Genomic DNA, 12,994 nt, shown 5'->3' with positions numbered 1-12,994 from the left:
CACTAGTGCCTGAACAAGGAAAGGCCTCGAAGGTGCCGCACAATCCCGAATTGTCGGTAATTATCGTGGGTGGAGGCCCCGCCGGAATGTTTGCTGGCATGTTGCTCGCGCGTGCCGGCGTCAAGGTCACCGTGCTGGAGAAGCACGAGGACTTCTTCAGCGATTTTCGCGGCGACACCGTGCATCCCTCGACGCTCGACCTGTTCCACCAGCTCGGCTGGCTCGACGAGTTGCTGGCGATCGAGCACAGCAAAGTCGAACGAATCGGGCTGAGGGTCGCGGGCCAGCAGCGCGATATTGCCGATTTCCGGCACTTGCCGGTGCCCGCACCCTTCATCGCGATGATGCCGCAGTGGGACCTGCTCGACTTTCTCGCGGGCAAGGCGAAGCAGTATCCCGGTTTCGAATTGCGCATGGGGACCGAGGCGGTTGCCGCGCACACCGACGTCGACGGGCGGATCGCTTCGGTTGAGACCGGCGATGGCGAGGTGCTGCCAGCGCGGCTGGTAATCGCTGCCGATGGCCGCCGCTCGATCATGCGCGAAGAGGCTGCATTGCCGCTCAGGAACATCGGCGCGCCGATGGATGTCCTGTGGTTCAGGCTCGAACGACCGCCCGAGCTCGGGCCCGAGAGCTTCGGCTCGCTCGCCGCAGGGCGGTTTCTCGTGCTGATCAATCGGCGGACTTACCTGCAATGCGCCTTCGTCATCCCCAAGGGCGCAGGCGATGAGATCCGCCAGCAAGGGATTGCGGCGTTTCGCGATCGCTTGCGCGGGCTGGTGCCCGAACTGGACGGTGTGATCGACCAGCTAACCGATATTGATGATCTCAAACTACTGAGCGTATCGCTCGATCGGCTGACCCGCTGGTCGCGCGCGGGATTACTCGCGATCGGCGATGCGGCGCACGCGATGAGCCCGATTGGCGGGGTGGGGATCAACGTCGCGGTGCAGGACGCGGTGGTTGCGGCAAACGTGCTGGCAGCGCCGCTCGCGCGGGGAGAGAACCCCGACGCCCTGCTGCCGCGCGTGCAGCAACTTCGCGCCCGGTCGGTCCACTACACGCAGATGATGCAGAAGTTTGCGCAGGATCGCTTTATCCGGCCGATCCTCGAACGCTACACGCCGATCGAGCGCGCCCCGCTGCCAGTGCGCCTGATAGATCGCGTCGGTCCGCTGCAACGCCTGCCCGCCAGGATCATTGGCCTCGGGATCGACCGCCCGCATATAGAAAGCCCCGACGCCTACGGTTGAGGCGCCGGGGCAAACCTGGTGATGAAATCTCTGTTCGAGATTACGCGGGGGCCAGGCCCTGCTTCTTCATTTCGGTTTCGAGGTTGGTCACGATCGCCTCGAAGAACTGCTCGGTGGTCAGCCAGCTTTGGCCGGGGCCGATCAGCAGCGCGAGATCCTTGGTCATCTGACCGTTTTCGACCGTCTGAATGCAGACCTTTTCGAGCGTTTCGGCGAACTTCACCACTTCGGGCGTCTCGTCGAACTTGCCGCGGTACATCAGGCCGCGAGTCCAGGCGAAGATGCTCGCGATGGGGTTGGTCGAGGTCGCCTTGCCTTCCTGGTGCTGGCGATAGTGACGCGTCACTGTGCCGTGAGCGGCTTCAGCTTCCACGGTCTTGCCGTCGGGCGTCATCAGCACGGAGGTCATCAGGCCGAGCGAGCCGAAGCCCTGCGCCACGATGTCGGACTGCACGTCGCCATCGTAGTTCTTGCAGGCCCACACGAACTTGCCGCTCCACTTGAGCGCGGCGGCGACCATGTCGTCGATCAGGCGATGTTCGTAGGTGATCCCGGCGGCCTTGAAGTCGGCGGCGAATTCGGCGTCGAACACTTCCTGGAACAGGTCCTTGAAGCGGCCATCATACTTCTTGAGGATGGTGTTCTTGGTGCTCAGGTACACCGGCCACTTGCGATCGAGCCCGTACTGGAAGCTGGCGCGCGCGAAGTCGCGAATCGAATCGTCCAGGTTGTACATCGCCATCGCGACGCCGGGGCTGGGGAATTCGAACACGTCGATGTCGATGTTCTCGCCATCTTCGCCTTCGAAGACGAGGCGCAGCTTGCCCTTGCCGGGGATCAGCGTGTCCTTCGCGCGGTACTGGTCGCCGAAGGCGTGACGGCCGACCACGATCGGGTCGGTCCAGCCGGGCACGAGGCGCGGCACGTTGTCGATCACGATCGGTTCGCGGAAGACTACGCCGCCAAGGATGTTGCGGATCGTGCCGTTGGGCGAAACCCACATCTTCTTGAGGCTGAATTCCTCGACGCGCGCTTCGTCGGGTGTGATCGTCGCGCACTTTACGCCGACGCCGTACTGCTTGATCGCGTTGGCCGCATCGACCGTGATCTGGTCGTCGGTCTCGTCGCGCTTCTCGATCGACAGGTCGTAATATTTAAGGTCGATATCGAGGTAGGGCAGGATCAGCCTCTCGCGAATCCACTGCCAGATGATTTTCGTCATTTCGTCGCCGTCGAGTTCGACGACCGGGTTCTTGACCTGAATTTTTGCCATCATTCGTCCTGTCGGTACCGCGTGTTTCAAAATGGGGGTGAAATCTGGCGCGGCTTTAGCAGTTGGCCGGTGCTGTGCAAGGCGGCTGCTGGAAATGAAAAAGGCGCCGCAGTGCGACGCCTCTTGCAGTTTCAGGCGATGGTGGGCGTAGCAAGGATTGAACTTGCGACCCCTACGATGTCAACATAGTGCTCTACCACTGAGCTATACGCCCACACCATCGCGTGTGCCGCCATGACGGCGGACGCGCCAGATAGCCGCGCCGAACGCAGGACACAAGGCCCTAAAGCGGTTCTTTAAAGGCGGGCTTCGAACTGATCGGCAAAAACCCGGTCCACCTCCAGCACCAGATCGCGCAAGTGGAAAGGCTTGGATAGCACCTTTGCCTGCGGCTGGTCGGTACACGCTTTCAACGAAACCGCGGCGAATCCCGTGATGAACATCACCTTCGTATCGGGGCTGATCTCGTTGCAAAGCTGCGCCAGCTCGATACCGTCCATTTCCGGCATCACGATATCCGACAGCAGCAGATCGTACTCGGCTTTCTCGAGCAGAGGCAGCGCGGCCGTACCGCAATCGACCGAATCGACCGCGTAGCCCGCTTTTTCCAGTGCGCGGGTCAGGTAGGTCCGCATTGCTTCTTCGTCCTCCGCCAGGAGGATTCGCCGATAATGTACAGGTTCGCTCATAGACCTCCTCCTTAGCGCGCAGCACTTAAGGAATCTTTGGCGTGGCAGTGCCTTGCCCTGCTTTGACACACACGGTGATCGGGTTCAGCAATTGGTAAAGGGAGGCTGCCTTGCACGGCGATTCGCGGCGCGAAATTTCAGGGGGGCTGATCCCCGGCAGCGGGGCTCCCGCTTTCAGCATCCGCGGTGTGCGCGAGGCCCGGATTCCGGTACTGATCGCTGCGCCGCATGCGGGCCGCGCATATCCTGCCGAAATCGAAGCCGGACTTCGCAATCCGGGGATCGCAAAGTTGCGGCTGGAGGATCGGCTGGTCGACGAACTGGCGCTTCTCGTGGCGGACCTCGCGGGTGCGGCCACTCTGGTCGCACATGCGCCGCGTGCCATGATCGATCTCAATCGCGCGCCCGACGATCTCGATTGGTCGATGATCGAGGATGCACGCCCCGGGTCGCAGCATTCCAGCGCGAATCGACGTGCACGAAGCGGGCTTGGCCTCGTGCCACGCCGGGTGGCCGGGGTCGGCGAGATTTGGCGCAATAGCCTGTCGCAGAACGATATCGCCGACAGGCTGGCGGGGATACACGAGCCTTATCACCGGGCATTGACCCGCGCGCTGGACGATTTGCGCAAGGCGTGGGGCGTTGCGCTGTTGATCGATCTGCACTCGATGCCGCCGCTGCGGGTGCGCCACCCGGGATCGCGGGCGACCGATTTCGTGGTCGGCGATCGCTTCGGTGCATCGTGTGACGATCATGTCGCCAGTCGCGCACTGAATTTTTTCGCCCAGCACGATCGGGGGGTGGCCCACAATCGACCCTATGCTGGTGGATACATCCTCGATCGCCATGGCCGGCCGGCACTCGACCTTCAGGCTCTTCAACTGGAAGTGTGTCGGTCTCTCTATCTCGATCCCCGGTTCGAAAGCCTGAGCCCGCGGTTGCCGGGTCTGGCCCGCCTGCTTGCAGAACTGGTTCGCGCGCTGGCCGATGAGGTGCTGCCCGGCCGGCGTGAAGAGGGCCTGCCGCTAGCCGCCGAATGACATAAAAAAACCACCCCGTGCAATTGCTGCACGAGGTGGCCAAGGTTCAGGGAGGAAGCACGCATTCAGCGCGCTTATCCGGGCGGCTATGAGGGGGGAGGTCCGCCCGGACACCATGAATTTGGGGGGCGCTGCAGCATTGTCAAGGATTGCAGCGCACGCCCCTTAGGTAATGTTCCTATTGAGCCGGCGCTGCGGCCTGCGCGGGCAATTTGCCTTGCTCTTGCTGGCGCGCGAAGATCACTCGCAGCAGATCCAGCGAAGCGAGGTGCGCGTAGATCAGCGGAAGCATGCCGTCCTTGTTCCAGCGAGCGATCGTTTCGCCATCCAGTTCGCGCAGCTTGTTCTGATCGACCATCTGGAAGCCCTTGTAGACGTAGGGTTTGCCAGGTTCGCTGTTGCGTTCGATGCTGACCTCGCCATCCATCAGGAGGCCGTGCTTGACCAGCTCGTCGGTCATCAGCTTGGTGCGATGGCCTGCCTGTTCGAACTGTTCGCAGAAATTGAGGATTGCCTGCGTGTGCTCGGTCGGCGAACCGTCATCGTTGAACAGCGCATCGCCTTCGCTGAAATCGCCGACGGCGTCGCAGGTGGGGTCGAAGCACAGCGAAAGGTCTTCGCTTTCCGCGGTCAGGCGGGCGAGCATGAAGGGATAGCGGCGAACATAGGCAGGCACGTAAACCGGTTCGTGCGCCTTGCCGTTTTCGTCGAAGAAGGTGTTCACACCCTCGTTCAGGCCCATCAGTGCCAGCGGAAGCGGATTTTCGCCGGTCGAGAAGATGATCGGGTAATGACGCGCAACCTGGACGAATTCCTCGGCGGTCAGCGGAACCATGTGCTGTTTGGCCAGGTAGGGGGCCGTTTCACGCATCCGGTTGTGGAACTTCTTGTGATCCCGCGAATTGAGCGGCATCAGGTCCTCGTAGAACATCGGAAGCTGGGTCTGTTGCGGCTCACTGGCCATTGGTCTCTCCGTCAACGGGCTGAAGTGTCGAAGGGCGTCCGGCCTGAGCCATGCCCCGGATTTGGAACCCGCGCCTTTAGGGCGCGGGCGCGCGACTGGCAAGCGGGACGAGCTTGCCGGGATTCATGATGCCTGCCGGGTCGAGCGCCTGTTTCACGCTGCGCAGGATCGTCAGCGTGGCCGGATCGCCGAGGCGGGCGAGCTCATCGCGCTTCATCTGGCCGATGCCGTGCTCGGCACTGATCGAACCGCCCCATTGCGTTACCAGATCATGGACCGTAGCGCTCACCGCCTTTCCGTGAGTTTCCTCCCATTCGCCGGCCTTCGCCCCCTTGGGCGCGCGGAGGTGGAAGTGGACGTTCCCGTCGCCCAGGTGGCCGAATGCGACGGCTTGGGTTCCTGTGAAGCGGCCTTCCAGCATCTGGCTTGCTTCCACGATGAAGTCCGGCATCCGTTCGACAGGCACGGCGATGTCGTGTTGCACCGCCGGGCCGTGTGCACGCTCCGCAGACGAAATTCCGTCGCGCAAAGCCCACAGAGCTTCGGCTTGAGTTTCGTTGGTTGCGATCGTGGCGTCGGCCAGAAGCCCCTCGCGCAGCGCTGCGGCCAGAACAGCGGTAGCGCGCTCCTCCAGCGAAGGGGCCTGCGCTTCGTCGGCGACCACTTCGAACAGGGCGTACCATTGATGGGGCAGGGTCAGGGGATCGCGCAAGGCGGGCTCGTAGGCGAGGACCGATTCGAGCGCGGTGCGAGGCATGATCTCGAACCCTTCGAGCGTGTCGCCCATCCGGGCCGAGGCGAACAGGAGCAGTCGGCGCGCCTGCTGTACGGTCTCCAGTCCCGCAAACATTACGCGGCGCGCTGCAATCTTCGGCGCGAGCGCGAGCGTAGCGGCGGTTACGATCCCCAGCGTGCCTTCCGAGCCTATCAGCAACTGCTTCAGGTCGAATCCGCGGTTGTCCTTCTTCAGCGCGGCAAGCGTATCGAAAACCTCGCCGTTCGGCAGCACCGCCTCCAGCCCCAGGACCTGCGCACGCATCGTGCCGTGGCGCAGCACCTGCGTGCCCCCGGCATTGGTCGAGATCAGTCCCCCAATGGTCGCCGAGCCGCGCCCGCCCAGGGTCAGCGGGAAGCGAAGACCTCGCTGCTCCGCCGCATCGTGCAAGGTCTGCAGAACGACGCCTGCCTCGCACACGACCTGTCGCGCTTCCTCATTCCAATGACGAAACGCGCTCATCCGCCGCAGTGACAGCAGCAGCGTCTCGCCGCTTTTGTCAGGGGTCGCGCCGCCGGACATGCCGCTGTTGCCTCCCTGTGGCACGATCGGCACGCGATGCTGCGAGCACAGCTTGACCAGCGACGCGACTTCTTGCGTATTTGCAGGCGAAGCAAGCGCCAGCGCCCGCCCGGTATAGCGGCCTCGCCAGTCGGTCAGCCACGGTTCCATGAGGTCTGCATCGCGGGTCAGGCCACGCGGGCCAAGGAGGTTGACTGCGGCGTCGAGGAAGCGCGTACTCATGTTGTCGCATTGCCACACCCTGATGGCACTTTGCCACCCGTTTGGGCCAACGCCTTGCCGCAATTAAGCCTCCATTCAAAAGACGGGCCTATTGAAGTGTCCGGGTAGATCGAACGGGGCGGGGCGATCCGATCGGATTTCCGCCTCTGAGGAAGATGGCATAAGAATGCTTTTCATAGCCGCACTTATGGCACCGGCACTCGCGTTGACGCCCGCGAGCAAGGCAGACGCGCCCAATACCCAGCCGTTCGTCGCCGAAGGCGCCGCCTTGGCTGTCGAGATGCCGCGGCAACCCGCAGAGCCGGCTGCACGTGGCTGGATGGCAAGCGAAGCCTGGAGTGCGGATCATAATGCACGACAGGTCCGCATCCGGCGCGAAATCACCATTCGCGTCTCCCCTCGTCGGCCGAACACGCGCGAGATGGTCGCCGACTGGCGGGCCGTCATCCCGCAAAAGTTCGAACAGCGAGAGATCGGCAAATGCATCCCGGCGCGCAGTATCGTCGCGGTTCAGACAATGAGTGCGCGTGACCTGGTGCTGTACCTTTCGGACAGTCGGATGATCCGGGCACAACTGCGCAAGTCGTGCAGCGCGCGCGATTTCTATCTCGGATTTCAGATCGAGCCGAACAAGGATGGCGATCTGTGCGTCGGGCGCGATACCTTGCGCACACGCAATGGCGCGGCCTGCAAACTGAGCGCGATCCGCCAGCTCGTCCCCGTCGAATAGGGCGGGGCGGGGCGCATTTCCTTGACATTGTCGTGCGTTTGAGCGAAGGCGCGCGCGCCCCTGCGGGGCTATTCCTGTAGGGCAGTATTCCTGCGGACGTACCCGCACCAGCCCTCCACATCCGGAACCCTGAATGAAATTTGCCGATCTCGGCCTCTCCGACAAGTTGCTGCAGGCGGTTGAAGCCGCCGGCTATACCGAGCCCACGCCTATCCAGGCGCAGGCCATTCCGCCCGTTCTGATGATGAAAGACATTATCGGGATCGCGCAGACCGGCACCGGCAAGACGGCCAGCTTCGTACTGCCGATGATCGATATCCTGGCGAGCGGGCGCCGTCGCGCACTGATGCCCCGGTCCCTGATCCTTGCTCCGACGCGCGAACTTGCGGCGCAGGTGGCGGAAAATTTCGAGAAGTACGGCAAGGAGCATGACCTCCAGCTCGCCCTGCTGATCGGTGGCGTTCAGATGGGCGACCAGGTCAAGGCGCTCAACGAGGGCGTCGACGTGCTGATTGCCACCCCAGGCCGGCTTATGGATCTGTTCGAGCGGGGCAAGATACTGCTCAACGGCTGCGAACTCCTCGTGATCGACGAAGCGGACCGGATGCTCGACATGGGGTTCATCCCCGATATCGAGACCATTTGTTCCAAGCTGCCCGAGCCGCGCCAGACCTTGCTGTTCAGCGCGACCATGCCGCCGCCGATCGAAAAGCTGGCGCAGAAGTTCCTCACCAATCCCAAGCGGATCGAGGTAAGTCGGGCGGCTTCGACGAACGAGAATATTACCGCCTTCAAAATTCCCGTGAAGCCCCGCGAGAAGCGCGAGACGCTGCGCTGGTTGCTGGCCAACGATCACGTCGAAACGGCAATCGTTTTCTCCAACCGGAAGACGACCGTGCGCGAGATCAACAAGAGCCTGCAAAGCTACGGCTTTGCCAGCGGCGAGATTCATGGCGATATGGACCAGTCGAGCCGGATCGCAGAACTCAACAGGTTCAAGTCGGGTGAGATCAACATTCTCGTCGCGTCTGACGTCGCAGCGCGCGGGCTCGACGTCAAAGGCGTAAGCCACGTGTTCAACTTCGACACGCCCTGGCACCCGGACGACTATGTTCACCGGATTGGCCGGACTGGTCGCGCGGGGGCGAAGGGCCGCGCCTTTACCTTCGTGACGAGCGATGACGAAGAAGCGCTCACCAATATTGAGAAGCTGACCAAGACGAAGATCAAGTCTTTCGGGAAGGACGACGTACGCGTCGAGCTGGTAGAGGCGAAGCCGAAGCGCGAAGGTGGCCGCAGCCGCTCCGATGAACGCAAACCGGAAGCGTCTGAGCGAGAAGACGATCGCGAGGCGCAGGAAAAGTCCAAGTCATCTCGTGCACGCAAACTGCGGCGCGACGAGCAGGAGACGGATCGTTCGAGTCAGGCGAAATCTTCGCGTGGGCGAGGAGGCCGGGCGCGCGGGGAGGACAATGAGACTATTCCTGCCGGCGAATGGAATGGGCCCAAGCCCGATTTCCTTTCCGTGAGCGCCCTATAATCCTCATTTTTTTCTAGCGTCGGGTGCATGTCGATTAGGTCTGTTTTAACCATTTAGGGAGCAGGCTTTTCTCGACATAGAGACCTCCGATGACGAACACAGACACCAGCCCTGAGGCGATACGTCGGCGCACGCTTGCCGCGCTCGACATCCTCAATTCAGCTCCCGAAGACGAATTCGATGCCCTTGTCAGGGCTGCGCGCAGAATCTTTGGCGCGCGGACGGCCTATATTTCGCTGATCGATACCGACCGCCAATGGTTCAAGTCGCGAGAGGGTTTCGAACCGAGCGAGGTGTCGCGCGAATGCTCGATCTGCGCGACTGCAGTCGACGAGGGTCGCGAAATCGTTGTCGAAAACCTGCAAGAGCATCCGGTTTACAGCAAGAAGCCGGAGATTGCGGCCATGCCGCATTTCCAGTTCTTCGCCACAATTCCGTTCATGGGGCCATCGATCGACGGGTTGAGCGCGCCGATCGGTACGCTTTGCGTTATCGACGACCGACCTTGGATCGCAGCTCGGGAAGAACTCGACGAACTGCGCCATCTCGCCAAGGTCATCGAATCGCTATTGAGAAGCCGATTGCGTGCCAAGGTCATCGAGACGGCTTTGATCGAACGTAAGGAACTTGTCGATCGCTTGCGCCGGACCCAGCGCCAGTTCGAGCTTGCCGAAGAGATGGCGCAGGTCGGCCACTGGCGGATGGATCTCGAGACACAGGAACTGTTCTGGTCGCGGCAGACCGCGGCGATTCACGCAATCGAGAATCCGACCAGAGAGCATCTGGAGGGCGGGCTGGATTTCTTCCCTGCTCATGATCGCCCGCGTATTGCTCAGGCGGTCGAGGAGTGTGCCGCGAATGGCACGCCTTACGATCTGGAGCTCGATTTCCGCGATACGAAGGGTGTTTTCAAGCGGGTCCGTGCCATCGGCGAGCGTGAAGTTGTAGAAGGCAAACCGGTCGCGTTAATCGGCGTCTTCCAAGACATTACCGAGCGTTATAAACTCGAGACGCGGCTCCGCGCTGCCGCCCATGCGGACCCGCTGACCGGGTTGCCCAATCGTGCGCGTCTTAACCAGTATCTCGACGACGGGATAAGTTGCAGCCGGAAACACGGTACACCGATGGCGGTGCTGCTGATCGACCTCGATCATTTCAAGGACGTCAATGACCAGCTGGGTCACGAAGCGGGAGATCGGGTGCTCAACGGTGTGGCCGCGCAGCTGCTAGGCGAGCCTTTCGCGGGTCAGATGGCCGCCCGGCTTGGCGGGGACGAATTCGTTCTTGTGCTGGAAGACGAGCATTTGCTTGCCGATCTGCCGGCCACCTTGGACCTGCTGTTGGGCAAGCTACGGTTCGGAATCGGACGGGAAAGCGAAATTATGCCCGTCAGCGCGACGATAGGCGCGGCATGGCTGACCGATTGCAACGCCGACAGCAGTGCGCTCCTTCGCTGCGCTGACTACGCGCTCTATCAGGCCAAGCGCGCAAAGCGCGGCACTGCCTCAATTTGCCCCGATGCGATCGCGGGTGAACGTCTGCGCGCAACGCCTCAGCTTAGGATCGTCAGCTAGCGGCGGATTGGCGCGCAGTTTTGCGCATGATCGCAGCCAACCGCATTCTCAGTCTGCCAGCTGCACGAAGCTGTCGATCACACGTTTGGTGCCGCTCGTCTCGAATTCGATTTCGAGCTTGTTGCCCTCTTGATCGGTAACGGTTCCGTAGCCGAACTTGTCGTGAAACACGCGCGCGCCCAATGCGATGTCGCCACGCGGTTTCGCTGCGAAGCTGGCCGCGCTTCGGCGGCTTTCCTGCACGCGTACGGGGCGCGTTTCGTAGCCGGTAGCTAGCGCCCGCTGCCAACCGGGCCCGCGCTTCTGCGAGCGGTCGGGTCGATCGCGCGTGACATGCGCAAAGGGGTCTTCGCTCTCACTCCAGTTGGCGCGCCACAGCGATGCGCCGCCTGACATGGTCGTCTCGCTTTCGACATGATCCTCGGGCAGCTCCTCGATGAACCGGCTGGGGATCGAGCTGGTCCACTGGCCGTAGATGCGCCGGTTGGCAGCGTGCAGTATCGTGCAGGCCTTCTTGGCGCGCGTGATTGCGACATACGCGAGGCGGCGTTCCTCCTCCAGCGAGGCGAGACCGCCTTCGTCGAGGGATCGCTGTGAAGGGAACACGCCTTCTTCCCACCCGACCAGGAAAAGGTGATCGAACTCCAGCCCCTTGGCGGCGTGGATGGTCATGATGGTGACCTTGGCCTCGTCGGCATTCGCCTCGTTATCCATCACCAGCGCGACATGTTCGAGGAAGTCGCCCAGCGTCTCGTAATCCTCCATCGCGCGCGCAAGTTCGGAGAGGTTTTCAAGTCTGCCCTTGGCTTCAGGAGTGCGCTCGTTCTCGAGCATGGTCTGGTAACCGCTTTCCTCCAGTACCTGCCGCAGCAGCTCGGCGGGGGCGAGGCCGTCGGCCTGCTCGCGCCATTGCAGGAACTGTCGCATCAGGCCGCCGATGGTACCGCGCGCCCGCGCAGGCAGTTCGTCGCTATCGGCCAGGTCTAGCGATGCTGCGGCGAGCGGCATTCCGGTGCGCCGCGCGTGCTGGTACATCTTCTCCAGAGTCTTCGCGCCGAGCCCGCGCTTGGGCTGGTTGTAAATCCGCTCGAACGCGAGATCGTCTGCAGGTTGTGCGATCACCCGCAGGTAGGCGAGCGCATCGCGGATTTCGGCGCGTTCGTAGAAGCGAAAACCGCCGATAATGCGGTAGCCCATGCCGATCTGAATGAAGCGGTCTTCGAATTCGCGGGTCTGGTACTGCGCGCGCACGAGGATGGCGATTTCGTCGAGCCCGGTGCCGCCGCGTTCGAGGCTTTCGATTTCCTCGCCCACGCGGCGCGCTTCCTCGGGCCCGTCCCACACCCCGATGACGCGGACCTTTTCGCCCGTGTCTGTCTCGGTCCACAATTCCTTGCCAAGCCGCTGGCTGTTGGCACCGATCAGGCCCGATGCCGCGCCGAGGATGTGCGGGGTGGAGCGATAGTTCTGCTCCAGCTTGATGACCTTGGCGCCGGGGAAGTCCTTCTCGAACTTCAGGATGTTCGCCACTTCCGCGCCGCGCCACGAGTAGATCGACTGGTCGTCGTCGCCTACGACGCAGATGTTCTTGCGCTCCTGCGCGAGCAACCGCAGCCACAGGTACTGGACCTGGTTGGTGTCCTGATATTCGTCGACCAGGATGTATTTGAAGCGGGTCTGGTACTGGGCCAGCACGTCGGTATGTTGACGAAATACATTCAGCATATGCAACAGCAAGTCGCCGAAGTCGCACGCATTAAGTGCTTGTAATCGTTTCTGATAAGTCTCGTAGAGCTGGCTCCCGCGCCCGTTTGCGTAGCTTTCGTTCTCTACCGTATCGAGATCGCCGGGGTTGAGCCCGCGGTTCTTCCACCGGTCGATCAGCCCGGCCAGCTGCCGCGCCGGCCAGCGCTTCTCGTCCAGCTCGGCCTCGGCGATCAGCGCCTTCAGCAGGCGCAGTTGATCGTCCGGATCGATGATCGTGAAGTTCGATTGCAGCCCGACCAGCTCTGCATGGCGGCGCAGCATCTTGGCGCCGATCGCGTGGAATGTGCCGAGCCACGGCATTCCTTCCACTGCATCGCCCAGATGGCGACCGACACGTTCGCGCATTTCACGCGCGGCCTTGTTGGTGAAGGTCACGCACAGAATCTCGCTCGGCCAGGCGAGGCGCATGGCGACGAGGTGCGCCAGGCGCGCAGTCAATGCCGAGGTTTTGCCCGTTCCTGCCCCCGCCAGCATCAGCACCGGCCCTTCGGTCGTCAGCACCGCTTCGCGCTGCGGCATGTTCAGCCGTGCGGCATAGGGGGGGATGTCCGCGTCTCCGGCGGCTTCGGCGAGGGGGAAGGCATCATTCATGGCGATGCCCGAACAGGTAGGGAACGTCGACCGGGCGAGCAAGGGAAGCGACCA

The 12,994-nt window shown here is 62.3% G+C and carries 10 protein-coding genes and 1 tRNA gene; 5 read left to right on the top strand and 6 right to left on the bottom strand.

Annotation, left to right across the window (positions count from 1 at the left end; translation table 11 throughout):
- Positions 1–5: 5 nt before the first annotated feature.
- Positions 6–1,253 carry an FAD-dependent oxidoreductase gene (locus AAG591_RS12200; RefSeq protein ID WP_342531610.1) on the top strand — a complete coding sequence of 416 codons (1,248 nt, stop codon included), beginning with the start codon at positions 6–8 and terminating at the stop codon, positions 1,251–1,253.
- Positions 1,254–1,293: 40 nt separating this feature from the next.
- Here AAG591_RS12200 and AAG591_RS12195 read toward each other — a convergent pair whose 3' ends face one another.
- From AAG591_RS12195 to cpdR, 3 genes are all read right to left on the bottom strand, one after another.
- Positions 1,294–2,526, bottom strand: coding sequence for an NADP-dependent isocitrate dehydrogenase (locus tag AAG591_RS12195; RefSeq protein ID WP_342531670.1), 1,233 nt, complete (start codon positions 2,524–2,526; stop codon positions 1,294–1,296).
- A gap of 139 nt (positions 2,527–2,665) precedes the next feature.
- Positions 2,666–2,740 (bottom strand) — tRNA-Val (locus AAG591_RS12190).
- Positions 2,741–2,822: 82 nt separating this feature from the next.
- Complete coding sequence (cpdR, locus tag AAG591_RS12185; RefSeq protein ID WP_342531609.1) at positions 2,823–3,215, bottom strand: cell cycle two-component system response regulator CpdR; 393 nt, start codon at positions 3,213–3,215, stop codon at positions 2,823–2,825.
- A gap of 110 nt (positions 3,216–3,325) precedes the next feature.
- Between cpdR and AAG591_RS12180 the strand changes: the two genes are divergently transcribed.
- Positions 3,326–4,255 (top strand): N-formylglutamate amidohydrolase, encoded by a 930-nt coding sequence (locus AAG591_RS12180; RefSeq protein WP_342531608.1) that lies wholly within the window; start codon positions 3,326–3,328, stop codon positions 4,253–4,255.
- A 178-nt stretch (positions 4,256–4,433) separates the two neighbouring features.
- Here the strand turns inward: AAG591_RS12180 and AAG591_RS12175 are convergent, their stop codons facing one another.
- Together AAG591_RS12175 and AAG591_RS12170 are read right to left on the bottom strand one after the other, a co-directional pair.
- Complete coding sequence (locus AAG591_RS12175; protein ID WP_342531607.1) at positions 4,434–5,219, bottom strand: SapC family protein; 786 nt, start codon at positions 5,217–5,219, stop codon at positions 4,434–4,436.
- 76 nt (positions 5,220–5,295) lie between these two features.
- Entirely contained in the window at positions 5,296–6,738 is a 1,443-nt protein-coding gene (locus AAG591_RS12170; RefSeq protein WP_342531606.1) for an FAD-binding oxidoreductase, read from the bottom strand.
- A 166-nt stretch (positions 6,739–6,904) separates the two neighbouring features.
- Here AAG591_RS12170 and AAG591_RS12165 point away from each other — a divergent pair, with 166 nt between their 5' ends.
- The 3 genes from AAG591_RS12165 (at position 6,905) to AAG591_RS12155 (ending at position 10,582) form a co-directional block, all read left to right on the top strand.
- Complete coding sequence (locus AAG591_RS12165; RefSeq protein ID WP_342531604.1) at positions 6,905–7,468, top strand: hypothetical protein; 564 nt, start codon at positions 6,905–6,907, stop codon at positions 7,466–7,468.
- Between the two features lie 133 nt (positions 7,469–7,601).
- Positions 7,602–9,008: a DEAD/DEAH box helicase gene (locus tag AAG591_RS12160; protein WP_342531603.1), complete on the top strand. Its 1,407-nt coding sequence runs from the start codon at positions 7,602–7,604 to the stop codon at positions 9,006–9,008.
- Positions 9,009–9,097: 89 nt separating this feature from the next.
- On the top strand, positions 9,098–10,582 hold the full coding sequence (locus AAG591_RS12155; protein ID WP_342531602.1) for a sensor domain-containing diguanylate cyclase: 1,485 nt from the start codon (positions 9,098–9,100) through the stop codon (positions 10,580–10,582).
- Between the two features lie 48 nt (positions 10,583–10,630).
- Here the strand turns inward: AAG591_RS12155 and AAG591_RS12150 are convergent, their stop codons facing one another.
- Positions 10,631–12,940, bottom strand: a complete 2,310-nt coding sequence (locus AAG591_RS12150; RefSeq protein ID WP_342531601.1) for an ATP-dependent helicase — start codon at positions 12,938–12,940, stop codon at positions 10,631–10,633.
- Between the last annotated feature and the right edge of the window lie 54 nt (positions 12,941–12,994).

The sequence above is a fragment of the Citromicrobium bathyomarinum genome, from assembly GCF_038594485.1.
Taxonomy (GTDB): Bacteria; Pseudomonadota; Alphaproteobacteria; order Sphingomonadales; family Sphingomonadaceae; genus Alteriqipengyuania; species Alteriqipengyuania bathyomarina_A.
This window is presented reverse-complemented; position numbering and strand designations above follow the sequence as displayed.